This window comes from Streptomyces sp. NPDC093591 (assembly GCF_044764885.1).
Taxonomy (GTDB): Bacteria; Actinomycetota; Actinomycetes; order Streptomycetales; family Streptomycetaceae; genus Streptomyces.
The window spans coordinates 359,341-382,655 of the sequence record NZ_JBIWIY010000008.1 but is presented as its reverse complement, the minus strand read 5'-3'; the positions used below and the strand labels follow the sequence as shown (position 1 = coordinate 382,655).

19 protein-coding genes and 2 pseudogenes are annotated in these 23,315 nt (G+C 69.3%); 14 read left to right on the top strand and 7 right to left on the bottom strand.

Annotation, left to right across the window (positions count from 1 at the left end):
- The first annotated feature begins 404 nt into the window (after positions 1-404).
- The 12 genes and pseudogenes from ACIREI_RS19695 (at position 405) to ACIREI_RS19640 (ending at position 13,050) form a co-directional block, all read left to right on the top strand.
- Entirely contained in the window at positions 405-1,490 is a 1,086-nt protein-coding gene (locus tag ACIREI_RS19695) for an LLM class flavin-dependent oxidoreductase (protein ID WP_221748767.1), read from the top strand.
- Complete coding sequence (locus ACIREI_RS19690; RefSeq protein ID WP_403334282.1) at positions 1,487-2,101, top strand: FMN reductase; 615 nt, start codon at positions 1,487-1,489, stop codon at positions 2,099-2,101. Before ACIREI_RS19695 ends, ACIREI_RS19690 begins: the two co-directional genes overlap by 4 nt.
- Before the next feature lie 213 nt (positions 2,102-2,314).
- Positions 2,315-3,481: an MFS transporter gene (locus ACIREI_RS19685; protein WP_403334371.1), complete on the top strand. Its 1,167-nt coding sequence runs from the start codon at positions 2,315-2,317 to the stop codon at positions 3,479-3,481.
- A 68-nt stretch (positions 3,482-3,549) separates the two neighbouring features.
- Positions 3,550-3,696 (top strand): annotated as a pseudogene (locus tag ACIREI_RS19680) (oxidoreductase); the annotation flags it as partial.
- A gap of 467 nt (positions 3,697-4,163) precedes the next feature.
- Entirely contained in the window at positions 4,164-7,004 is a 2,841-nt protein-coding gene (locus tag ACIREI_RS19675) for an AAA family ATPase (protein ID WP_403334280.1), read from the top strand.
- 48 nt (positions 7,005-7,052) lie between these two features.
- Positions 7,053-7,607, top strand: a pseudogene (locus ACIREI_RS19670) (helix-turn-helix domain-containing protein); the annotation flags it as partial.
- Positions 7,608-7,803: 196 nt separating this feature from the next.
- Positions 7,804-8,247: an SsgA family sporulation/cell division regulator gene (locus ACIREI_RS19665; protein WP_403334278.1), complete on the top strand. Its 444-nt coding sequence runs from the start codon at positions 7,804-7,806 to the stop codon at positions 8,245-8,247.
- 100 nt (positions 8,248-8,347) lie between these two features.
- Positions 8,348-9,598, top strand: coding sequence for a PucR family transcriptional regulator (locus ACIREI_RS19660; protein WP_403334276.1), 1,251 nt, complete (start codon positions 8,348-8,350; stop codon positions 9,596-9,598).
- Between the two features lie 212 nt (positions 9,599-9,810).
- Positions 9,811-10,656: an alpha/beta fold hydrolase gene (locus ACIREI_RS19655; RefSeq protein WP_403334274.1), complete on the top strand. Its 846-nt coding sequence runs from the start codon at positions 9,811-9,813 to the stop codon at positions 10,654-10,656.
- A gap of 37 nt (positions 10,657-10,693) precedes the next feature.
- Positions 10,694-11,593, top strand: a complete 900-nt coding sequence (locus ACIREI_RS19650) for a helix-turn-helix domain-containing protein (RefSeq protein WP_403334272.1) — start codon at positions 10,694-10,696, stop codon at positions 11,591-11,593.
- Between the two features lie 38 nt (positions 11,594-11,631).
- The gene (locus ACIREI_RS19645; RefSeq protein ID WP_403334270.1) at positions 11,632-11,970 is read left to right on the top strand and encodes a GNAT family N-acetyltransferase; all 339 of its coding nucleotides are present in this window, start codon (positions 11,632-11,634) and stop codon (positions 11,968-11,970) included.
- A gap of 39 nt (positions 11,971-12,009) precedes the next feature.
- Positions 12,010-13,050, top strand: a complete 1,041-nt coding sequence (locus ACIREI_RS19640; protein WP_403334268.1) for a helix-turn-helix domain-containing protein — start codon at positions 12,010-12,012, stop codon at positions 13,048-13,050.
- A gap of 35 nt (positions 13,051-13,085) precedes the next feature.
- Here the strand turns inward: ACIREI_RS19640 and ACIREI_RS19635 are convergent, their stop codons facing one another.
- The 6 genes from ACIREI_RS19635 to ACIREI_RS19610 form a co-directional block, all read right to left on the bottom strand.
- Positions 13,086-14,075: a pirin family protein gene (locus ACIREI_RS19635; RefSeq protein ID WP_403334266.1), complete on the bottom strand. Its 990-nt coding sequence runs from the start codon at positions 14,073-14,075 to the stop codon at positions 13,086-13,088.
- Complete coding sequence (locus ACIREI_RS19630; protein ID WP_403334264.1) at positions 14,072-15,718, bottom strand: MFS transporter; 1,647 nt, start codon at positions 15,716-15,718, stop codon at positions 14,072-14,074. The genes ACIREI_RS19635 and ACIREI_RS19630 overlap by 4 nt, the downstream gene beginning before the upstream one ends.
- A gap of 165 nt (positions 15,719-15,883) precedes the next feature.
- Entirely contained in the window at positions 15,884-16,621 is a 738-nt protein-coding gene (locus ACIREI_RS19625; protein WP_403334262.1) for a YoaK family protein, read from the bottom strand.
- Complete coding sequence (locus tag ACIREI_RS19620) at positions 16,602-17,126, bottom strand: DoxX family protein (RefSeq protein WP_403334260.1); 525 nt, start codon at positions 17,124-17,126, stop codon at positions 16,602-16,604. The genes ACIREI_RS19625 and ACIREI_RS19620 overlap by 20 nt, the downstream gene beginning before the upstream one ends.
- Positions 17,127-17,169: 43 nt before the next feature.
- A complete protein-coding gene (locus ACIREI_RS19615) occupies positions 17,170-17,832 on the bottom strand; it encodes a hydrolase (protein ID WP_403334258.1) in 663 nt (220 codons plus the stop codon).
- 133 nt (positions 17,833-17,965) lie between these two features.
- Positions 17,966-19,858, bottom strand: coding sequence for an amidohydrolase (locus ACIREI_RS19610; protein ID WP_403334256.1), 1,893 nt, complete (start codon positions 19,856-19,858; stop codon positions 17,966-17,968).
- 451 nt (positions 19,859-20,309) lie between these two features.
- Between ACIREI_RS19610 and ACIREI_RS19605 the strand changes: the two genes are divergently transcribed.
- Both ACIREI_RS19605 and ACIREI_RS19600 read left to right on the top strand, forming a co-directional pair.
- Positions 20,310-21,281 carry an alpha/beta hydrolase gene (locus ACIREI_RS19605; protein ID WP_403334254.1) on the top strand — a complete coding sequence of 324 codons (972 nt, stop codon included), beginning with the start codon at positions 20,310-20,312 and terminating at the stop codon, positions 21,279-21,281.
- Positions 21,259-22,059, top strand: coding sequence for an alpha/beta fold hydrolase (locus ACIREI_RS19600; RefSeq protein ID WP_403334252.1), 801 nt, complete (start codon positions 21,259-21,261; stop codon positions 22,057-22,059). The genes ACIREI_RS19605 and ACIREI_RS19600 overlap by 23 nt, the downstream gene beginning before the upstream one ends.
- A 59-nt stretch (positions 22,060-22,118) precedes the next feature.
- Here ACIREI_RS19600 and ACIREI_RS19595 read toward each other — a convergent pair whose 3' ends face one another.
- The gene (locus ACIREI_RS19595) at positions 22,119-23,264 is read right to left on the bottom strand and encodes a low temperature requirement protein A (RefSeq protein WP_403334250.1); all 1,146 of its coding nucleotides are present in this window, start codon (positions 23,262-23,264) and stop codon (positions 22,119-22,121) included.
- Between the last annotated feature and the right edge of the window lie 51 nt (positions 23,265-23,315).

Sequence of the window (23,315 nt, the reverse complement as noted above, 5' to 3'; positions counted from 1 at the left end):
GGGCAACTCCAGGGAGGCAGCGGTTCTTGGCGAAGGTCGCGCGTGTTCACGGCCCGCGCGGGGCGAGGCATCAGGCGCGGACTGCCCGAGTGGGTCTTTCGGTGGGGACCGCTGTCGTGTGCCGGGTCCACCGTCGCTGCGGCCGAGCCGACCAGGGGAAGAGGATGCGATCGCCGCCCTGTGGCACCGACACACTAGACGGCTGACCGGGTACGACGATTGCCTACGAGCGCCCCTGCACTTGCCCGATGCTGCACACTTGCGGTCGCACAGGCAGCGGCCCACCACACGGGCCGGGAGAGGGCGCTGACGGGCAAGCTCCTCTGCACGGACAGGCATGACGACCGTCCGACCGGTGCCTACATTTCCGGTACCTACACAGTCGCCGGAACGAAGAGGCACCCATGCAGTTCGGAATTTTCTCGGTGGGGGACGTGACCCCCGACCCGACCAACGGCCGTACCCCGTCGGAGCAAGAACGCATCAAGGCGATGGTCGCCATCGCGCTGAAGGCGGAGGAGGTCGGCCTGGACGTCTTCGCGACCGGTGAGCACCACAACCCGCCGTTCGTGCCGTCGTCGCCGACCACGATGCTGGGCTACATCGCCGCCCGTACCGAGAAGTTGATCCTTTCCACCGCCACGACGCTGATCACCACCAACGACCCGGTGAAGATCGCCGAGGATTACGCGATGCTCCAGCACCTGGCCGACGGGCGGGTCGACCTGATGATGGGGCGCGGCAACACCGGCCCGGTGTATCCGTGGTTCGGCCAGGACATCCGGCAGGGCATCAACCTCGCCAAGGAGAACTACGCGCTGCTGCGTCGGCTGTGGCGCGAGGACGTCGTGAACTGGGAGGGGAAGTTCCGTACGCCCCTGCAAGGGTTCACGTCCACGCCTCGGCCGCTGGACGGCGTACCGCCGTTCGTGTGGCACGGCTCGATCCGCTCGCCGGAGATCGCCGAGCAGGCGGCCTTCTACGGCGACGGCTTCTTCCACAACAATATTTTCTGGCCCGCAGAGCACACGAGGCAGATGGTCCAGCTGTACCGGCGGCGGTACGCCTTCCACGGGCACGGCAGGCCCGAGGAGGCCATTGTCGGCCTCGGCGGGCAGGTGTTCATGCGGAAGAACTCGCAGGACGCCGTTCGGGAGTTCCGCCCCTACTTCGACAACGCGCCCGTCTATGGGCACGGGCCCTCGCTGGAGGAGTTCACCGAGCAGACTCCGCTGACAGTGGGCTCTCCCCAGGAGGTCATCGAGCGGACGCTGTCCTTCCGTACGACCGTCGGCGACTACCAGCGACAGCTGTTCCTGATGGACCACGCGGGCCTGCCGCTGAAGACCGTCCTGGAGCAGCTCGACATCCTCGGCGAGGAAGTCGTGCCCGTGCTGCGAAAGGAGTTCGCGATCGGCCGCCGCGCAACCGTGCCGGACGCGCCCACCCACCAGTCCCTGCGGGCCGTCCAGGAGGTGTCCGCCGCATGAAGCTCGTCGCCGTGTCCGCGGGACTGAGCACCCCGTCCTCCACACGCCTGCTCGCCGACCGTCTCGCCGAGTCGGCCCGTGACGAACTCGCCGCTCAGGGCCACGACGTGGAGACCGAGGTCATCGAGCTGCGCGAACTGGCCGTTGCCGTCGCCAACCACCTCGTGACCGGCTTCCCGTCCCCCCAACTGGCCGCCGCGATCGACGCGGTGACGGGCGCCCACGGCCTGATCGCCGTGACCCCCGTGTTCACCGCCTCCTACAGCGGGCTGTTCAAGTCCTTCTTCGACCTGATCGACCCGGACGCCCTCACCGGGAAACCGGTCCTCGTCGCGGCGACGGGAGGAACGGCCCGCCACTCCCTGGTCCTGGAACACGCCCTGCGCCCGCTCTTCGCGTACCTGCGCGCCGCTGTCGTACCCACCGCGGTGTACGCGGCGTCCGAGGACTGGGGATCCGGCGGGGACGAGTACACCGAGGGCCTGCCCGCGCGCATCCGGCGGGCGGGCGGCGAACTGGCCGCCCTCGTGGCCGCCCGTCCGGCCGAGGAGACGCCCGAGGACGACATCACCGCGCTCGAACGGCAGCTCTCCGACCTGCGCTTCGACTGAGGTGACCCCCGGCGGGCCCCGAGGCGAGCACGTCGTCACGCCGGATCTGTCCAGTGATCCGGTTGCGTTCCGGCCTGGGTTCGCCGCGCCAGGTCCTGCCCCGGCCGGCCTCTCGGGCCGGGCTGCCCGGTTCTCCCCAAGAAGGTACCCATGTCCGATTCGCCCGAACTCCAGGCCTCACGCCTGGCCGCCAAAGGAAAGACCTCGCACGGCGTGCCGGGTTGGCTGGTAGCGCTGCTGGCCGTGGCCTCCGGCATGACCGTCGCCAACCTGTACTACGCCCAGCCGCTGCTCTCCTCACTGCGTGACACCTTCCACGTCAGCACGGCGGGTGCAGGTTGGCTGATCACCCTCACTCAGGTCGGCTACGTGGTCGGCATGCTCTTCCTCGTCCCACTCGGCGACCGGTTGGAGAAGCGCCGCCTGATCACCGTGCTGCTGGCGGTCACCACGCTCGCCCTCGTCACGGCCGGGCTCGCCCCGAACTTCCCCATGCTGCTGACCGCCTCCCTGATCAGCGGTGCAACGTCGGTCGTCGCACAGATCCTCGTGCCCTTCGCCGCGAGCCTCGCCCCCGACCACGCCCGCGGCCGCATTGTCGGCCGAGTGATGAGCGGCCTGCTCGCCGGCATCCTGCTCTCCCGAACCCTCAGTAGCCTGGTCTCCGACCTCGCGGGCTGGCGCGTCGTCTACCTCGGCTCCGCCGCCCTCATGGCTCTCCTCGCCCTTGCTCTGCGCACCGCTCTGCCGCAGCACGCGCCCACCACGACCATCCCCTATGCCAGGGTGCTGCGCTCCACCATCCAGCTGGTGCGCACCCACCCGGAGCTGCTGCGGCGCGGGCTGTACCAGGCGGCGATGTTCGGTTCGTTCAGCGCCTTCTGGACGACCATCTCGTACGTCCTCACAGGGCCCCGGTTCCACTACTCCGAGGTGGGGGTCGGCCTCTTCGCCCTCGTCGGAGCGGCCGGTGCGGTCGTGGCCCCGGTTGCCGGGCACTGGGCCGACCGCAGGTTGACACGGCCCATGACCGGTGCCGCCTTCGCCGTCGCTGCCGTGGGTTTCGCGCTCGCCGGTTTCGGACAGCACAGCATCGTCCTGATGGGCCTGGCCGCGATCCTGATCGACATGGCCGTGCAGACGACCCTCATTCTCGGCCAGCACACCATCTATCAGCTCGACCCCGATGCGCGTGCCCGCCTCAACAGCGCCTTCATCGCCACCTTCTTCCTGGGCGGTGCCGTCGGCTCCCAGCTGGGCTCGCTCACCTACGACGTCGGCGGCTGGACGGCGGTGACGCTTCTCGGCGGGGCTCTGCCGCTCCTGGCCCTCCTGTACTGGGTCTCGGAACGCCGAGTGGGCGGCCTCACCGCACGGTGACGGCAGGACGGACACAGCTGAACAGGCGTAGCCGCCCCCTCCTCACCGGCTCGGCCAAGAACATGCCCCGCGCGCTCTTCGCCTGCCTGCGCGCCGTCGTCATCCCCACTGTGGTGTACGCGGCGTCCGGGGACTGGGGATCCGGCGGCGACGATTACACCGAGGGCCTGCCCGCGCGCATACGGCGGGCAGGCGGCGAACTGGCTGCCCTGGTGGCCGCCTGCCCGGCCCTAGTGCCGCGACAGGCAACGTTCGCCCCGTCGCGACGCCCGGCACGCCCTCTCGCCGCACCGGCCGAAAGCCCAAGTACGTCCAGTACGAGGGCTTCCGGCCGGCACGCCGAGAGCACGCACCGGCCGCCGCTCCTTGACGGGCAAACGTTGCCTGCCGCGGCACTAGACGACCGAGGACGACATCACCGCGCTCGAGCGGCAGCTCTCCGACCTGCGGTTCGACTGAGGACGTAAGAGCCACCCGATCGGGAGGCGGGCGGGCCGCGCAGTGACGACAGGTCCGGCCGGCCTGGCGTCGAGCAGGTCACCGCCCCCGGCTCTCCGCGGAGAGCCGGGGGCGTAGGACATTCCAGCTGTTCACACTCGTATGGCATGCTTCGCGCAGATTCAGCGCGCCGCACGCCTGCCAGAGTTGCATTCCGTGCGGCCATGGCTTTTCGGGATGGCACGTGGACCGGACTACGAAGCGGCTCCCTGCTGGCAGAACGGGTGCCGCACAGGCGCCGGTCCGCGGCCGGGACGAGGAACTCGCATTCATCGACACACGACTCACCGCCCTTGCCCGTGGCCACGGCGGGGTCGTGTGTGTCGAGGGCGCCCCAGGCAGTGGCAAGACCCGGCTCCTGGCGGAGGGGTATGAATCCGCGGTGCGGCAAGGCATCCGGGCGTTCCGGGGCGGCGCGGATCCCGACGAGCAGTTCGTGCCGCTCGGTCCGCTGCTGGACGGACTGCTGTCCGGTGCCGAGCGTCTGTTCGATGCAGAGAAGCTGCGGGAGCTCTCCACTGCACCTGACCAGCGGTTCTGGATTCTCCAGGAGCTGCAGGACCGGCTGGAGCAGATGGCCCTGGACCGGCCCTTGCTCATCGTCCTCGACGACGTGCAGTGGTGTGACGATCTGACGCTCCTGGCCCTGCGTACTCTCTCGGCGAGGCTGTCGTCGCACGCGATCCTGTGGCTCGTGGCCGTTCGCAGCGGGACCGGAACCCCCCTGGTGCGGGGCACACTGGACCGCTTGCGACAGGCCGGTGCTCACGACTTGCCCCTCGGGCCCCTCCCGGACGAGGCGGTCGCGCAGATCGCCGAGGACGTCCTGGGCGCAGCGCCCGATCCCGAGGTCATGAAGGTCGCCCGCCGCGCGGAGGGTCTGCCGCTGCTGCTCGTGGAGATGCTCGGCGGGTTGCGCGACGAGGACTCCGTACTGGTCGAGAACGAGGTCGCCCGGCTGTCGGGCCAAGCCATCCCGGCCCGTCTTCTGTCCACTGTCGGACGCCGCCTCGTTCTGCTCTCCGAACCGGCCCGCGACGTCGTGCAGACCGCGTCCGCCGTGGGCCGCTCGGTCACCGTGGACCTGCTCGCCGAGCTGCTGGGAAGACCGGCCGCCGCCCTGGCCGCAGCGGTACGGGAAGCCCTCGACTCTGATCTGCTGGCGGAGCGGGACGGTCGTCTGTACTTCCGCCACGACCTGATCCGTGAGGCAGTCGAGGCCGGCTTGCCGGTCTCCGTGCGCCGGGCCCTGCGCCGCCATGCCGCCGACGTGCTGCTGGAACAAGGCGCGCCCGCCGTCGAGACCGCCACGCTGCTGGCCGACAGCGCCGAGGCCGGTGACCGCCTGGCCATCGAGCGGCTGCGCACCGCTGCGGCGGAACTCGCCGCCACCGCCTCCACACCGGCGGCCGACCTCAGCTGGCGGGCCCTGGAGCTCACCGCCGAAGACGCGCCGGAACGGCCCGCGATCGTTTCAGAAACGATTCTTCTGCTCTGGCAGAGCGGGCAGGCAGCGCGTGCCCGGGCGCTGGGTGACTCATCCCTGCCCGGCATCATGCGAGCCGAGGACGAGGCACAGGTACGGCTCGGCCTGGCGCGCCTGTCCACCCAGTTCGACTTCATGGAGGCGGTCCGGCAAGCCCGTGCCGCAGTGGCGCTGCCCGGCTTGCCCGCGCCATTGAGGGCCCAGCTGCTGGCACTGCTGTGCCTCAATCTGGCGAACACCGGCGACATCGACGCATGCGCCCACGCCGTGACCGACGCGCTGGAGGCTGCCGCGCAGGCGGGGGACCGGGGCGCCGAGGCCACCGCTCTGGCCGTCGACTCGGTCGTGCGCTTCTACCGGATGGGCTGGTCCGAGTCGTTCCGGCTGGCGGAGCGGGCCGCCGCATTGGCCAAGGACCTGGGCATCGCCCACTCCCTGTGGGTGCCGGAAGCCCTGTGGCAGGGCTTTCTGCTGAACGCGGCGGGCCGGTCCGCCGAGGCTCTCGCGGAGTCGGAGGCGGGCGTCCGGGACACCCGCCGCCAGGGCCAGGCCGCTGCCATGCTCCTGTGGCTCACGAACCGCTCGCGCGCACTCCTGGACGCCGGGCGGCTGGCGGACGCCCGGGCCGAGGCCGAAGCCGCGTCGGCGATGGTCGACGAAATGGGCATGGGTAATTTCGCCGACGCCACGCTCCTGTACGCGCTGGTGCGTGTCGCCGTCCACACCAACGACCAAGAGGCCGCACGCATGTACGCGGCCCAGGCGGAGCGGATGCTGAGCGACGGGGCACCGCTCGTCCGCAACGTCGGTTCGTGGATGGTGGCACTGGTGGCGGACTTCGAGGGCCGGCCCGACCGGGCCATGCAGGCGCTCGACGAAGCAACCGTGGCGATCCCCGAGCAGAGACCCTCCCTCGCCAGTCCCGACGACCCCGCCGACGCTCCGATCTTCGTCCGCATGGCACTGCGGGCCGGCGCCCACGACAGGGCCGCACAGGCAGTCTCCACGGCGGAGCGACGGGCCAGGCTCAACCCCGCCTTCCCGATCCTGGCGGCATCAGCCGCTCATGCCCGCGGGCTGCTCGACAACGACCTCACTCACCTCCTGCGTGCGGTCCGCCTGTACGACGACTGCCCCCGGCTACTGCCCCGCGCGTCGGCGCTGGAGGACGCGGGACGCAAGATGGCCGCCACCCGTGCGTCCGAAGGTGTGCCCTACCTCGATTCGGCCTTCGCCCTCTACACGGAGGCGGGCGCCGAGCGGGACGTCGCACGGGTCCGCCGCCGCCTGCGGGCCGCGGGCGTCCAAAGGCGCGCCACGTCCAGGGGAAACGTGAAGGCGTGGCCGGAGCTCACCGCCTCGGAAGTCGGTGTGGTGCGACTCGTGGCACAGGGGCTGACGAACCGGCAGGTCGCGGAACGCCTCTCCCTCTCGCCGCACACGGTGAGCTCGCATCTGCGGCGAGCCTTCACCAAGCTCAACCTCACCTCGCGCGTCGAGTTGACCGAACTGACGAGAAGCCGCGACAACGCAGAGTAATCGCTTGGTATCACACGACGGGCCGGTCCCCGCCGCACGATTCGTGCGATGTGCGGGAACCGGCCCCGTCGTGATGATGACGATGTGGCTCTGAAACATGACGTTCGAGGTGCGATGCCAGACGCACCGGTACCCGATGGCGGAAGCCTCGCCGGCAACCTGCTCACCGCGGCTCCGGTGCCTGACCACCAAGGACGGACCAACTGGCGCGAGGCCCTGTCCCGGACCTTCGGCACCGTCGCCATCCTGACCGTCCTGGCCGACGAGCGGCTCGGCAGGATCTCCGCAGGGAACTCGAGCGGTGACGTGGCGATGCTGCTGCGGATCCGGGCGTATGTCGGCCGGCATCTCGCCGATCCGGAGCCGACCCCCAGGATTGCCTGTGCCCACGACATTTCCGTGCGCTCCCTGCGCGAAGTCGTGGAAGGCGAGCTCATCACGGTCAGTCGGTGGATCCAGCGCCGCCGAATGGAGGCGTGCCTGCGGGATCTGGGCCAGGGGGATAATACGGCTCTCACCGTCGACGCAGTGGCACCCCGATGGGGTTTCACCAACGCAGCTCACTTCAGCCGGGCATTCCGGTCCGCTTATGGGATGGCTCCCAGCGAGTGGCGCGACGTTCGCGGATCGGCGTCGCACGCCCGAGTTCTCGTGAGATCCGCCAATCCGGCAAAGTCCGCGGCCGCTTCTTCTTTCTCAGACAACACCTCGTACGTTCTTCGACAAGGAGCCCCCATGGGAAGTTTTAGGTTGTTCGCAAAGAAACTTCCCCTGAGGGACCCGATGATCGGGGTGCGAAATGAGCAATCTGTTTTCCGGTGCCGCCGACGAGATCTCGGTCACCCACGAAGTTGTGGTGCACGTCGTCGTCGCGGACCAACCGCCGATATCACTGCCCGCGGAACTGCGCTACGACAGGACGGATCCCTACGCCGTGTGCCTCTCCCTCGGGGGGACGTCGACCGGCACGGTCGACTGGGTGTTCGCCCGCAGTCTGCTGTCGGAAGGGCTGCGCAAACCGGTGGGCGTGGGAGACGTCCTGGTGATACCCCGGCGCCGCCACGCTCGGCCCGCGGTGCGCGTGGTCGTCAGGTCCGCCGCGGGAGCCGCTCTGCTGGACATCGCGGCTTCGGCGGTCACCGCGTTCTTGAAGCACACCGATCTGGTCGTGCCGCCGGGCACGGAGCACCTGCACATCGACATGGACCGGGTCGTCGCCGAGCTCATGGCGGAAAGCGACTGACAGACCGGCTCGGGCAGCGCAGCCGTTTCTCACATTGTCGAATATTTGCCGACAGGGTTCCACTGTCTGTAGAAAGGGGTCATCGAGAGAGGGACTCGGCATGACCGAACGGCTCCAGCGAGCCCGCCCCGGCAGTGAGGCGCTCCAGTGTCTCGTCGACGAACTCGCGGAGGAGCTCGGCCGGTCCGTGGCGATCGACGACCCGCTGGTCAGAATGATCTGCACGAGTCGGCACTTCGGCGACGAGGACCCCGTGCGTGTCCGCACGCTGCTGCAGGGCCGCGCCGACAGGGAGGCCATCCGGTACGTCCTCGCGCAGGGCGTGGCCCAGTGGTCCAAGCCCGGATTCGTCGACGGCCGGGACGACCTCGGGCTGCTGCCCCGCTACGTCGTGCCGCTCCGGGAGCGTGGCCACCTCCTCGGCCTGATGATGATCGTCGTGCCGCAGCAGGTACTGACCGAGCAGGAGACGAAGGCCATCGCGCGAGCAGCGCGCGCCATGACCGCGCAGATGTACGCGGAACACCTCGCGGCCGACACCGAGGAGTCCGACGCGCGGGACCTGTTGCTCGAACTGCTCGGCACCAGCCCGGCGGCCCGCGACGCGGCCCGACAGCGGGCACTGGACAGGGGGCTGCTGAGGGAGACGCCGTACGTCGGGGTCAGCGTCATCCAGGTGTCCCGGAGCCAGGAGCCTCCGGGGCAGATCGAGGTAGCCCTCCGGGGCGCGGTGGAGGGGTTCCTGCGGACGCGTTCGGCGCACGGCATCATGGCGATCGAGCAGGACCGCGCGATCCTGCTCCAAGTGCGCGACCGGCCCCCGGGCCCGGACGAACTCGGCGAGCAGTCCAGGCGCGTCATCGACGCGCTCGGCACCTTCCTCGACGCGTCGGCCGCTCCTGTGGTCGGCATCGGCGGGTGCCAGGCCGGTCTGGCCGACGTGTGGACCTCGTACGAGCAGGCGCTCGTGGCGGTCCGTGCGGCGCGTCGGCTGCCCGCCCTGAAGGGCGTGGGTGACTGGGAGGAGCTGGGGGAGTTCGCCGTGCTCCTGCAGCTACCGGAGCACGCCCTGAACGAGTCGCTGATTCCGAAGCCGCTGCGCACCCTGACCGAGGCCAGTGGTGACCCCCGGCTGCGGGACACGCTGCGGTGCTTCCTCGAGAACGCCGGCTCGATCCCCAGGACTGCCGACGCACTGCAGCTTCACCGGACGTCGCTGTACTACCGCCTGCGGCAGATACAGGAGATCACCGGTCTCGACCTGGACAACGGCGCTGACCGGCTCATCCTGCACATGGGTCTCAGGATCGAGGAGCTCCTCGCCTCGCGGACCGAGGACATCGGTGTCTGACGTCACCTCGTCGAACGTCGCGGAGTCCGGCGGCTTTCTACAGAGAGAGAAAGCTCCTCAGCCAGATCCCTACGACGCGCGGTGGCAGCCGAAATGGCCGATGTCCGAGAATGTCTTACACGAACGCTGACAGCCTTGGTCCTCGTCGGTGTTCGGTTGCCGAAGAGGCAGGACAAGCCTGGCGCGCAGGCTGGACACCGGGTAGGGAAGCTGTGGGAGAACTGACGACGAACGACGGTACGAAGCTGGTGTACCGCGACAGTGGAGGCGACGGCGTCCCGTTGGTCATGCTCCACGGCTGGGGTCAGACGCAGGAGATGTTCCGGCACCAGCTCAGCGACCTGTCCCCGTCCCGCCGGGTCGTCACACTGGATCTGCGCGGCCACGGACTGTCCGGCAAACCGCACCACGGTTACCGGATCGCCCGCCTGGCGCGCGATGTGCTCGAACTCGTCGACCAGCTCCACCTGGACCGGTTCGACGCCCTGGGCTGGTCGATGGGCGTCTCGGTGTGGTGGAGCTTCATGGACCAGTACGGCACCGGCCGGATCCGGCGGTTCGTCGCCGTCGACCAGCCCGCGGCCGTTGCGGCCGTTCCCTGGATGACGGTCGAGGAGCAGCAGGACTCCGGCGCCATCTTCGACGTGGCGGGACTCATGGAACTCGGTGCGGCGCTCGCCGGACCGGACGGTGAGAAGACACGTCAGGACTTCGTACGCGGCATGTTCTCCGGCGACCCTGACCCCGAGATGCTGGCTTTCGTCGCCGAGCAGATCACATCGACGCCGCCCTATGCCGGCGTTCCCCTGCTGTTCGACCACTGTGCACAGGACTGGCGCGATGTCCTTCCCAGGATCGATGTGCCGACACTGGTGATCGGCTGCGACGGAAGCCACGTGAATCCCGGTTCGCAGCGCTTCATCGCCGAGCAGATTCCGGACGCACGACTTCACGTCTTCCCGACCGACGTGGCAAGCTCACATTTCCCTTTCCTCGAAAACCCCGCCGCCTTCAATGCCCTGGTGGAGAAGTTCCTGGCGGAGGAATCTGAAATTTAGGCTTCGCCCCCTGGGTTAACATTCAGTTGGAGTTCTCATGACCCAGTCCTTGATGACACGTGTGCCAAAAACGGGGAGTGCGCAAGCATCCGACCCCCTTTTTCCCTCTGATCGCGGGGTTATTCGGATTCTTTCCGAACTACCCGACGGCGGTGATGACGAATTCCTGTACCTGGGAATGCATGTCCGTGGGTCGGTCGCGATCACCTGGGCTGGGGACAAGGTTTCCCTGGAGCCGAGTGACCTTGTTTTCTGTCATCCGGCTCGGCGTCACTTCCTGCAGTTCGGCGAGGACTGCCAGATGACGTTCTTCCGCGTACCCCGCTGCTACTTGGGCGTTTCGGAGTCCGACCTGGACCGTGTCCTGGGAGTGCCGGTGCGGCACAGCGAGGGCATGGGCGCGCTGGTGTCGGACTTCCTGTCCGCGCTCGCCGCCGAGGCGGAGTTCCACCGGTCGGCGATCGGTGACCGGCTCGCCCGTAGTGCCGTGGATCTCCTCGCCATCCTCGTCATGGAACTCCTTCAGACAGAGGCGGGAGAGGAGACGTGCGGCGCACCGAAGGCCGGCAGCGAGATGCTGTCCCGGATCCGCAGCTTCATCGAAGAGCATCTGATGGAGCCGGACCTGTCACCGGAATCGATCGCACGCGCGCACCACATCTCCGTCCGCTACCTGCACAAACTCTTCCAGAACGACGGCACCTCAGTGAGTCAGTGGGTGCGGCAGCGGAGGCTCGACTCCTGCAGGCACGAGCTGGGTCGGACGTCGAACCGAACGGTCACCGTGGCTGCTGTGGCGCACCGCTGGGGCTTCAGCAGCCCGTCGCATTTCAGCCGTACCTTCCGGGACGCCTACGGAATGTCCCCCAGCGAGTGGCAGGCATTGGCAGCGTCGGGCGTCGGCTCGCCGCTCACCAACGCGCGGGCTGACGGCTGATCGCCGGCGACTTACCCGCACCAACCGAAAGGATCCCGATGACCCAGTCTTCCGCCGCTCCGGCCGTAGAGCGGAGAGACAACAGGCACCGTTACGAAATCCTCGTCGATGGCAAGCGTGTCGGCCTGACCGCGTACCGCGACCGTGGTGAGCAGCGGGTCTTCTACCACACGGAAGTCGACGACGCCTTCGCCGGACAGGGGCTGGCCGCGCAGCTGGTCCATGAGGCACTCACCGACGTGCGCAGGTCGGGCAAGCGCATCGTGCCGGTCTGTCCCTATGTGGCCAAGTACCTGACCCGGCATGAAGAGTTCAACGACATCGCCGACCCGGTGACCCCTGAGGTCCTCCGGTGGCTGGGCACGGAGTTGGGCTGACGGCCGGGTTGATCCACTCACATCTCTGCAGGAGGTCCCATGTCTGTCGTTCTGTCGACCGCACCGCTGTCTCCGTCCCAGCGGGCGGAATGTTGGCACGAGGTGGTTTCGAACACGTTCATGCCGCTCGGGGTGAAGCTGCTCGAGCGTGAGCCCTCGGTGGGGGCGATATCGAGCGAGCAGCTCGGATCCCTGCAGGTGTCCGCGGTGCGGGCAGGCCCACAGGTGGTCACCCGCACTCCACGCCTGATCGCCAAGGACGGCGATGAGTGGGTCACTGTCGTGCTTCAGCACCGCGGGACGGGCGCGCTCGAACAGGGCGGCAGGCAGGTCCTCATGAAGCCTGGCGAGTTCGCGATGGCCGACTCCGGCCGTCCCTTCCGGAACGAACTGGCGGAGGAGTTCAGCTTCACATCGTTTCACCTGCCCCGTAAGGATCTACGAGTGTCTGAGCAGGACTTGCGGGCGCTGACCGCCACCCTCTTCTCCAGCAGCGGAGGCAGCAGCGGATTGGTGGCGACGTACCTGACGCGCCTGTCTCAGGGCATGGGGACCTTCGATGTGTCTGTCCGACGCAGGCTCGGCATCATCGCAACCGACCTCCTGGCGTTGCTGGTCGAAGAGCGGTCCGGAAAGCTGAACCCGCAGGCGCCGGGATCGGCCCACGCCATGCTGGCGCTGATCAAGGAATACATCGTTCGGAATCTGTCCGATCCCGGCCTGTCACCGGAGGTGGTCGCGGGCGCGCACCACATCTCGGTCCGGTATCTCCACAAGCTCTTCGAGTACGAAGAGACCACAGTGAGCCGCTGGATCCTGCAGCAACGGCTGGAAAGGTGCAGGCGGGATCTGTCGCAGGCCTCGGGCCCCCTCCTCACGGTGGCGGCGGTCGGCCGGCGCTGGGGCCTCGTGAGCCCGAGCCACTTCAGCCGCGTCTTCCGCGCCACGTACGGAATGTCTCCCCGCGAATGGCAGACGGCCGAGCGGATGCAACCAAGCGGCCTGGGGCAGCAGCGCGGGAAGCTCGTGCCGTCGTCGACGGGCTCGGGCCGGCGGAGCGAAGGGGGCGAGGCAGCCTGAGGGCTGTGTATGACGGCGAGGTCGCCCAATCAGAGTCAACGGCGCGGTGGATTTCCACGCGGTGCGATCACGGCGTTCGGCAGGACCGGCGCGGGAAGGCGCTCGCCGTCGTATCCCTCGACCGCGCCGAAGCGTTGGGAGGCGTTCTGCCAGTCCTCCCGAGCCCGGACGATCTCTTCATGGTTGCGGCCGATGAAGTTCCACCACATGACGATCTGTTCGCCGAACGGGGTACCGCCGAGCAGGACCGTCCGGGCTGTGTCGTCCGACTCGTTCGTCAACGTCAACGTGTCGTTACCGGTGTCGGCATATCCCAACTCAGCAGGGTGCAGGAGCGTGTCGGCCATGCGGACGTGCCCGTGGTCGACGAGAAGGCCGTGCTCGAAGCCGGGGTCGACGGCGAAAGTGACGGCCGCGTGGGGCTCCAGGACGATCTCGGCACCGAGCAGGGGCGTGAAGGTCGGTACGGGGGAGACGTCCCCGGCGAAGGAGCCCAGGAACACCCTGACTTCGGCTCCGGCGATTCGTACGGGGTCGGGTACGTGGTGCTTGAAGTCGCGTTCCGCGTTCCTGTGCTGTTCGGGCAGCGCCACCCACAGCTGGACGCCGTGCAGGATCGTCGTCCGGGCGGTCGAGACCTCCGAGTGGCTGATGCCGTACCCGCCCGTCATGAGGTTCAGCTCGCCCGGTCGTACCAGCGCGTGGCTGCCGAGGCTGTCCCGGTGCTCGATCTCCCCGCTGAACAGCCAGCTCACCGTCTGCAGGCCGGTGTGCGGATGCGGGGCGACGTCCATGCCACCCGTGACGGCGACGTCGTCGGGGCCGTAGTGATCGGCGAAGCACCAGGCTCCGATCAGGGGCCGGGTGCGCTGCGGCAGTGTGCGCCGTACCTTCATCGCCCGTGGGCCGCCGAGGGGGACGTCCCGTGGGGCGAGTACGTCGATGTGCGGGACCCTCGCGCTCCGTTCGTCGTCGGCCGGTGTTCCGCGGTGCGACTCGGTTGGCTCTGTTTCGACGTTGCTCACTGAGCGCCGCCTCCTTCCGGGACGACGGGTCCCGATGACGTGTCGAACGCGTGGGTGACCTCTGGCCGGGTGCCGGGGACGAGGAGACGGCGTGCCCGCTCCTCGTAGCGGCGGTCGGTGAGGGTGAGTCTGTCGCTGTGCTGGGCGAGATGCTCGGACCAGGAGGCGACAAGGTAGTTCTCGATGAAGCGTTCGGGATCCTGTCCGTCCTGGTACAGCCCCCAGGTGAGGGCCCCGGTTCGCCGCCGGGAACGGGCCACGTGATGCATGCAGTTACTGAAGGCGGAGCGGTTTCCCGGGGCGACGCGGTAGGAGACGGTGACCAGCACCGGGCCGGCGGCCGGCCCGGGCTCGAACACCAGGGGCGGGACCGGCCAGTGCTCGGATGGGGAGGGGTCGACGCCCTCTGCGCCGTGCAGCGGCCAGCGCCGCAGGCTGAGGGCACTGACCAACAGCAACGCACTGCCGGCCAGGAGGGGCACGGCGAGCCCCAGCCGGTCGGCGAGGGCGCCCCACAACGGCGCCACCAGCGCCTGGCCGCCTTGGAAGACAAGGAGATAGACAGCGAGGCCACGGGCCCTGACCCAGCCCGGGAGCCGAGTCTGCATGGCCGCGTTGAGGGTGGACAGGACCCCGATCCACGCCAGACCGGCGAACAGCAGCGCCACCGCCACCAGCCACGGGATGCGTACGGTGGCCAGCACCACCAGGACACCCGCGAAGACCAGGGCACCGACCCCCAGAGTTCCGTTGGCGCCGAGAACCCGGTTGCTGCGGGGCAGCACGAACGCCCCCGCGACCGCTCCGACGCCGACCGCGCCCAGGAGCAGCCCGTAGCCGCCCGAGCCCAGGTGCAGGGAGCGGCTCGCGACCAGCGGCAGCAGCGCCCACAGGGCGGCGCCACCAGGGATGAACAGGATCATGCGCAGCAGGACCCGGCGGATGCCGGGTGCGTACCACACGTAGCGACGGCCGGCGTCGAGGGCGGTCAGCAGCTTCTCACCGCTGGGGGCGGGGACAACCGTCCGGGGAGGCCGCCAGAGCAGCAGGACGGCGGCGATGCCGAGGTAGGAAGCGGCGTTGAAGGCGAATACCCACCCCGCGCCCGCCGCTGCCACGACCAGTCCACCTACGGCCGGTCCGACGGCGCGGGCCAGATTCATGTTCACGCCGCCGAGCGCGGCGGCCTGTCCGAGCTGACGGCGTTCCACCAGCTCCGGCTGGATCGCCTGCCAGGCCGGGCCCATCAACGCGGCCCCGCAGCCCAGCAGGAACGTGAGCACCAGCAGCAGCACCGGGGTGAGCGCGTCCGCGAACGCCAGCGCGGTCAGCGCGCCGGAGACCGCGAGCATGGCCAACTGTGCGGCCAGGAGCACCCTGCGACGGTCGTAGCGGTCAGCGACCACGCCCGAGGGCAGAGCCAGGAGTACGACGGGCAGGCTGGAAGCCGTCTGGACGAGCGTCACCAGTGCCGCGTCGTGCCCGATCAGCAGCCACTGGGCGCCCACCATCTGCATCCAGCTGCCGATGTTGGAGACCAACTGGGCGATCCACAGCGCCCGGAAGACGCGCGCTGCGAGCGGGGCCCACGCCGAATCCGGCTTGGGGGACTGCGTTGGCGTGGAGGGTGGAGCGGTGCTCATGGCGGTCCAGGCGGGTGGGTGCGGATGCGTTGACTCCGGCGGATGTCGCGTATGCCAGGCGACTGTCGTCGTGGAAACCTAGGACCGGCCCACCGGTCGTTGTTGACCGTCAGCGCACGGGGTGTGTTCCCTCGGCGCAGTGCCACCGGTGGGCCGGTGTGTTGTTCAGAGCCGCGGCCGTATCCAGGCGGCATCGGCGGTCGAGAGACGGTGGGTGATCACGGAGGTGACCGCGAGCAGCACCAGCGTCAGGCCCAGGGTGAGGGCGAGATGGCCGTGCAGGACCAGCTGCGCTCCGACGAGGGCGCCGAGGAACATGGCGAGCACGGAGAGGATCCGGCGGCCGGGGCGTGGCGCCTCGCCGCCGGCCGTGGCGGAGTCCGCTGCCAGGCCCGTCAGGGTCAGGGTCAGGACGGTCGTGGTGAGGTCCGGAACGCCCAGGCGTCGGGCGACCGCGTTCTGCAGGCCCATGGCGAGTCCCAGGAAAACGATCAGGGTGTACTGGACGCCGGGGGTGACCCGGCCGTCCGATACGGCGGCGACCACCACGGTGACCGCGACCAGGATCGTCTGCACGGCCGTCGACGTGCGCAGCAGGTGCCCGCGGTGCAGGGCGAACCGCGTGCCGAGCCTGCCCCCTGCGAGCGCGCCGAGGAGGAACGAGCCCATCGCGACGACGGATGCGAGCGCGGACAGGCTCTCGTCGCCCGCCAGAGCGAACCCGAGGAAGACCACGTTGCCGGTCATGTTGGCGACGAAGACGTGCCCGAGCGCCAGATAGCTCACCGCGTCGACCAGCCCGGTGACCACCGTCAGGATCAACATCAGGGGAGGCAGCGGGCCGTGACGTTCCTCCCCGCGCGGTACCAGGGTGCGGAACGCGTCACTCAGCAGCCTGCGCATACCGCTTCCCTTCCGCCGCCGTGGGCGGCCGGTGCAGCACCATGCGGGTGAGCAAGCCGCTCGCGGGACCCATCACGATCGCGGCGACGGAGACCCACACCGGCCAGGGGGTGACGGCCAGTGCGTGGTCCACGGACCACCGTCCGGGCCCGGTGAGGGCCAGTGCGGCGGAGACGACGACGAGAACGAGGGGGTATTCGTAGCCGTCGTTCTGGACCCATAGCCCCTTGTGCCACTTGACGGTGCCCGCGACTGTCATCACGCCCATGGCGGCCATCGCGGCCAGGGGCGTGAGCAGGCCGGCCGCCAGGAACAGGCCGGAACCGATCTGACTGGCTCCCGCGACGAGGGCGGTCAGCCGACCGCCGCGGAATCCGTCACGGCGGAACTCCTCGGTCCCGCCCGCCAATCCGTTGCCGCCGAGCCGGAAGCTCACCTTCTGCACACCGTGCCCGGCGATGAGCAACCCCACCGCCAGCCGGAGGATCAACAGTCCAGCGTCCATCGTGTCCCTGCCTGTTCCTGACGTTTCAGTGCCGGTGCGGGAATCAGCCGGCGGACTGGGTGCCGGTCATGGCGTACGCGTAGACCATGCCGAGGCCATAGGTGCCGGCGTGCTCCTTGACCACGTCGCCCACGGCGGCGTACGTCTCGGTGCGGGCCCAGTCGCGCTGGAGCTCCAGGAGCACCTGCACCCAGGTCACCGGGACCGCGCCGGCCTGCACCATGCGCTGGATCGCGTGCTCGTGGGCCTGCGGGGTGACACCGCCCGACGCGTCGGTGACCACGTAGACCTCGTAGCCCTGGGCGATGGCGGAGAGCACCGGCAGGACGACGCAGACCTCGGTCCACAGACCGGCGATGACGAGCTTCTTGCGGCCGGTCGCCTTGACCGCCTCGACGAAGTTCACGTCCTCCCAGGCGTTCATCGTGCTGCGGTCGATGATCTTCTGGTCGGGGAAGACGTCGGCCAGCTGCGGCATGAGCGGGCCGGAGAAGGTCTCGGCGGCCACGGTGCTCAGCACGACCGGCACATCGAACACCTTCGCGGACTTCGCCAGGCCCACGGTGGAGTTGATGATGGCGGTGCGGTCGCCGCTGCCGGTGCCGAAGAACATCTGCGGCTGGTGGTCGATGAACAGCACCGCGCAGTTGTCCGGGGTGAGCAGGTCGGGGCTGGGGGCGGCGGTGACCTCGGAGATGTTGACCATGAGAGTGGAGCCTTTCTCGTTAAGCGGTGGCGCGGACTGCTGTCCGTGCCGTGGGAAGAACCGTCCGGTCGGACGGAGCTTGTGGGTGGTGTCCCGGAAGGGGCGACTCAAGGGCCGGGCCCCTTCCGGGAGTTCAGAGGTCGAAGCAGGGATCGAAGGGCGTGCTCGCGGCCTCGGGGGTGAGACCACGCGCGATGCGCCACTGGCGGTGCTGCTCCGACTCGATGACGGCCTGGCCGAGCAACTCCGCCTGGCGGGCGCCGGGAAGGGTCGTCCGACGGGACGCCTGGTAGCCGCCGAAGTGCGCCACCGGGCTCCAGGCCGGGCTGACGGGGGGAAGTTCCTCGTCGAGCCCCTCGTACTCGGCGGCGGCGTAGACGATCCGGCCGCCGGTCACCGTCAGCAGCGACTCGATGTGTGCGATGTCCGGCTCGGGCACGGCGAAGTAGTCCTCGGACAGGACCGCCAGGTCCGCGTAACATCCCGGCCGCAGTACGCCCTTGACCTCGTCCTCGCCGGTCAGTGCGGCGCCGGCGCGGGTGAACATCGCCAGTGCCGTCTGCCGGTCGACGCGGTTCGCCGGCGGGCGCAGCACCAGATCGCCGACCGAGCGACCGCTGACGAGCCAGTGCAGGGCGACCCAGGGGTTGTAGGTGGAGACTCGGGTGGCGTCGGTGCCGGCGCCCACGGTCAGGCCGCGGTCCAGCATGGCCCGGATCGGCGGGGCGTCCGCCGCGGCGCCGGGGCCGTAGCGCCGTACGAACGCCTCGCCCTGGAAGGACAGGCGGTTCTGCACGGACATCGCACCGCCGAGGGCGGCGATGCGGTCGAGGCTGTCCGCGGAGACGGTCTCGGCGTGGTCGAAGAGCCACCGGTTTCCGGCCGGGAAAAGCCCGTCTGCGGCGAGTTTCTCGAACACCGCGAGGTCACGGCGGATGGTTTCGTCGTACGTGGCGTGCAGCCGGAATCCCCACCCGTTCTCCATGAGCAGGCGCACCGCCTTCTCGAACTCCGCCTCGTAGTCAGGGGCGAGTTCCGGACGCGGCTGGGTGAAGTTCTCGAAATCGGCGGCCGACCAGGTGAGATTCTCACCCGCGCCGTTCAGCCGCAGCCATTCGTCCCCGTCCTCGGGGCGGGCCATTTCGATCCAGCGGGCGAGATCGTCGATCTCCTGACCGGGAGTCTGTGGGAAAAGGTGGTAGGCGATACGCAACGACAGCTGTCCGGCCTTGGCCAGTTCGATGACGGTGGCGTAGTTGTCGGGGAAGTTCTGGAAACCGCCCGCGGCGTCGATCGCCGAGGTCAGGCCGAACCTGTTCAACTCCCGGAGGAAATGCCGGGTGGAGGTCTTCCGGTCCTCCGCGCTCTCCAGGGTCGGCGCCTTGGCCAGCGTCGAGTAGAGGATGAGAGCGCTGGGTGCGGCCAGCAGCATGCCGGTCGGTTCCCCGTCCCGGCCCCGTACGATCTGGCCGCCCTTGGGGTCGGGCGTGTCCTTGGTGAAGCCGGCGGCCTTGAGCGCTGCCCGGTTCAGCACGGCCGACTGGTACAGGTGCAGGACGAAGACCGGGGTGTCCGGGGCGGCGGCGTTCAGTTCGGCGACGGTCGGCAGCCGGCCTTCGGCGAACTGCTCGGCCGACCAGCCCCCGACCACCCGCACCCACTGGCCCTTCGGGGTACGAGCGGCCTGCTCACGCAGCATCGCCAGGCCCTGACGCAGGCTGCGCACGCCGTCCCAGCGCAGTTCCAGTACGTAGTTGAGGCCCCCGCGGATCACGTGCAGGTGGGAGTCGTTGAGGCCGGGGATCATCCGTCGCCCGAGCGCGTCGACCACCTTCGTGCCCGCACCGATGTGGGGAGCCACGTCTTTGTCGTCACCGACGACCGTGATGACGCCGTCGCGGACGGCGAGCGCCTCCGCATGCGGACGGCCCGGGTCTCCGGTGTGGATCTTCGCGTTGCGGACGACGAGGTCCGCGGCATCGTCGATGGCCTGCGGAACCAACCCGCCGACGGGCATTGTTGACATCTCTGGAAACCCCTCTGGGAATACGACTTCGATCCAAGTCATGGCCGATATAGGCGGCCTTTGGCGATTCGGCCACGCTCAAATGCTGTCTGCTCGAATCGAGCCGGGTGAATTCCACCGACACTCGTCGTGCCCTGAGAACGAGGGCAGGCCCTGTGTATGAGGGCCGCGGTTGCTTCGCCATCACGATAGACGCCACAGACGCACCCCCTATGTCCTGTCAACGCACAGGGCTTTGCCTCACAGCGCACTGCTCATCCATGCTCTGAAATGCGAAGGGAGAAGCCCGAAGGCGCCCGTGCACTGTGAGAACAGCAGTAGTGCGCTCGTAGGCAATGACCGTGCGCCCGGCGGCTTAGCGTGGCGGACAGCGGCTCCGGGACGCCTTCGCGGGATCCGAGCCTGATTGCCGGAAGGACCGGCGTTCGCGCGAATACTCCAGGAGATTCACATGTCCGATGCCGTCGAGCCGGTTCAGCCGGTGCTGGAACCCTCGGCAGCCGCTTTCGCCGCGGCGACCGCCAATCCCCCGTACCTGTTCGACCTGGGCCCCGCGGAAGGGCGCAAGGCCGTCGACGAGGCGCAGTCCGGCGAGATCGACAAGCCCGCGGTCGACGAGGAGTGGATCACCGTCTCGGGCGGGCCCACGGGCAGCGTCCGTGCGCGGATCGTCAAGCCCGCCGGCGCCGAGGGCACCCTCCCGGTGATCCTCTACATCCACGGTGCGGGCTGGGTGTTCGGCAACGCCCACACGCACGACCGTCTGGTGCGCGAACTCGCCGTCGGCGCGGGCGCCGCCGTGGTCTTCCCCGAGTACGACCTCTCGCCCGAGGCCCGCTACCCGGTCGCCATCGAGCAGAACTTCGCGGTCGCGCAGTGGGTCGTCCAGCAGGGCGCGACGAAGGGGCTGGACGGCTCCCGCATCGCGGTCGCCGGTGACTCGGTCGGCGGCAACATGACCGCCGCGCTGACGCTGATGGCCAAGGAGCGCGGCGGCATCCCGCTGGTGCAGCAGGTGCTGTTCTACCCGGTCACCGACGCGAGCTTCGACACCGGCTCGTACCACCAGTTCGCCACCGGCTACTTCCTGCGCCGCGACGGCATGCAGTGGTTCTGGGACCAGTACACGACCGACGAGGCCGAGCGGGCGCAGATCACCGCCTCCCCACTGCGCGCCACCACCGAGCAGCTCACCGGCCTGCCGCCGGCCCTCGTCATCACCGCCGAGGCCGACGTGCTGCGGGACGAGGGCGAGGCGTACGCCAACAAGCTCCGCGAGGCGGGCGTGGCGGTCACCGCGGTCCGTTTCCAGGGCGTCATCCACGACTTCGTGATGCTCAACGCCCTGCGCGAGACCCACGCGGCCGAGGCCGCCATCACGCTGGCCGCCGGCACTCTGCGTGCCGCCCTGCGTACCCCCTGACAGCGAGAAGAGGCACCGCCATGACCCCGTCCACCCTCACGGTCGTCCTCGTCCACGGTGCGTTCGCCGATTCGGCCGGCTGGATCGGGGCCATCGCGGAACTGCACAGTCACGGCATCCCGGTGATCGCGCCGCCCAACCCTCCCCCAGTTCTCGGCTGCGCTCGAACCGGGGGGACCCCCATCGCGGACTGGCCGCCGACGCGGCGTACGTCGCGTCCGTGGCGTCGCAGATCGACGGCCCCGTGGTACTGGTCGGTCATTCCTACGGCGGGGCGCTGATCACCGTGGCGGGCACCACCGAGAACGTGGTCGGGCTGGTGTATGTGGCGGCCTACGTCCTTGAGGAGGGCGAGAGCCTCGGCGAGCTGCAGGGCCGCTTCCCCGCCTTGCCGCTGGTGAGCAACCTGAAGCAGTGGACGTACCCCGTCGAAGGCGGTGACCCCGCCGTCGAGGTCACCATCGACGCCGACGCCTTCCCGTCGGTCTTCGCCGCCGATGTGCCCGCCGACCTCACCAGGGTCCTGGCCGTGGCCCAACGGCCGCTGGCCGCCGCGGCCTTCGAGGAGACGGCCGCCGCGGCCGCGTGGAAGACCAAGCCGTCCTGGGCCCTGGTCGCCGGCGCGGACGAGGCGATCAACCCCGAGGTCGAGCGGTTCGGCGCCGAGCGCGCCGGGGCGACCGTGGTGGAGATCGAGGGCGCGTCGCACGCGGTTGCCGTCTCCCGGCCCAAGGAGGTGGCCGACCTGATCCGCGACGCGGCACGGGCGACGAGCTGACCAGGGGCACACCAGCTGCGCGGACGAACTCGTTTCGTCCGCGCAGCCGTGTTCCCACCTCAATGCCGCACTTGTTCGGTCCGGTCAGCCACCGTGACCACGACGACAAGGGCCGCCGCCAGCAGACCGGCGATTACGGCCGGCGCCGGGGTGTGACCGGCCACCAGCACAGCGACCGCGACAGCGGGAAACGCAAGCTGTTCGACCCCGCTCTGCTGGTGCGGCCGGACGTGTATGGCCCACACGGTGATCAGGAAGATCGCCGCCGGCATGGTGATCGCGACGCCTGCGGCAGGCGACGGAACATCGGCGCGCCGCGTGATCAGCTCGGCGTATGCCGCCAGGCCGGCCCCCTCGGCGGCTGCCGAAGCGAAGATCAGGTAGTGGCCGTATGCCCAGGTGAACCTCTTGCGATGGGCCTGGTGCGTCGTGGCGAGCAGAGTGTGCGCCGGTCTGGCGAAGTACAGCCACCACATGGCGAAGACCATGAGCAGGCCACCCGTTGCCATCAGGTACAGCGCACCGGCGTTGTGGTGCCGGTCGAAGGCGCTGCGGACCGCGGCTGCGGCGGCTGCGACGGACTCACCGAGCACGATGAGGGTGAACAGTTCGTAGCGTTCCGCGATGTGGTGCGGATGCCACGGGGTCATCCCGGCTGACTGCGCCCACACCGGGACGGAAAGCTCGGCAACGATCAACCCGATGATGGCCGGCAGTTGTGCCGGGGCCGGGAGGAAGAGCATTGCGACCCAGCCGATCTGGCAGCCCGTCACTCCGGCTGCGAAGCGGAGCGCCGTCCGCCGCCGAGCGGGGTCCGATCGCGCGGCACGCAGCCACAGGACGGCCAGGGCCGTGCGCAGTACGGCGTATCCCAGCGTGATGACGCGCAGGTCGCCGTCCTCGAACGCCCGCGGGACGCCGGCGGCGAGAATGAGGGACCCCGTGATCTGGACCAGCACCGTCAACCGGTACGGGACGTCGTCCGGGTCGTAGGCGGACGCGAACCACGTGAAGTTCATCCACGCCCACCAGATGGTGAAGAACACCAGCGCGAAGCGCAGAGAGCCGGTGATGTAGTGCCCACCGGTCACCGCTGTGCTCAGGCTCTCGGACGCCTGTGCCACCGCGATGACGAAGCACAGGTCGAAGAGGAGTTCCAGCGACGTGGCGGTCCTGTGCGGTTCACCGGGGTCCCGGCCCGGCATGGTGCCGCCGGGCCCCTGGTGCCATCGTCCGGCTCGCTGCGTACGCCCCGG

Bases quoted from the DNA above. Each gene is read 5' to 3' on its own strand.
- ACIREI_RS19695 (WP_221748767.1), top strand. From the start codon at position 405: ATGCAGTTCGGAATTTTCTCGGTGGGGGACGTGACCCCCGACCCGACC.
- ACIREI_RS19690 (WP_403334282.1), top strand. From the start codon at position 1,487: ATGAAGCTCGTCGCCGTGTCCGCGGGACTGAGCACCCCGTCCTCCACA.
- ACIREI_RS19665 (WP_403334278.1), top strand. From the start codon at position 7,804: ATGAGCAATCTGTTTTCCGGTGCCGCCGACGAGATCTCGGTCACCCAC.
- ACIREI_RS19660 (WP_403334276.1), top strand. From the start codon at position 8,348: ATGACCGAACGGCTCCAGCGAGCCCGCCCCGGCAGTGAGGCGCTCCAG.
- ACIREI_RS19650 (WP_403334272.1), top strand. From the start codon at position 10,694: ATGACCCAGTCCTTGATGACACGTGTGCCAAAAACGGGGAGTGCGCAA.
- ACIREI_RS19645 (WP_403334270.1), top strand. From the start codon at position 11,632: ATGACCCAGTCTTCCGCCGCTCCGGCCGTAGAGCGGAGAGACAACAGG.
- ACIREI_RS19640 (WP_403334268.1), top strand. From the start codon at position 12,010: ATGTCTGTCGTTCTGTCGACCGCACCGCTGTCTCCGTCCCAGCGGGCG.
- ACIREI_RS19630 (WP_403334264.1), bottom strand. From the start codon at position 15,718: ATGAGCACCGCTCCACCCTCCACGCCAACGCAGTCCCCCAAGCCGGAT.
- ACIREI_RS19625 (WP_403334262.1), bottom strand. From the start codon at position 16,621: ATGCGCAGGCTGCTGAGTGACGCGTTCCGCACCCTGGTACCGCGCGGG.
- ACIREI_RS19620 (WP_403334260.1), bottom strand. From the start codon at position 17,126: ATGGACGCTGGACTGTTGATCCTCCGGCTGGCGGTGGGGTTGCTCATC.
- ACIREI_RS19615 (WP_403334258.1), bottom strand. From the start codon at position 17,832: ATGGTCAACATCTCCGAGGTCACCGCCGCCCCCAGCCCCGACCTGCTC.
- ACIREI_RS19610 (WP_403334256.1), bottom strand. From the start codon at position 19,858: ATGTCAACAATGCCCGTCGGCGGGTTGGTTCCGCAGGCCATCGACGAT.
- ACIREI_RS19605 (WP_403334254.1), top strand. From the start codon at position 20,310: ATGTCCGATGCCGTCGAGCCGGTTCAGCCGGTGCTGGAACCCTCGGCA.
- ACIREI_RS19595 (WP_403334250.1), bottom strand. From the start codon at position 23,264: ATGCCGGGCCGGGACCCCGGTGAACCGCACAGGACCGCCACGTCGCTG.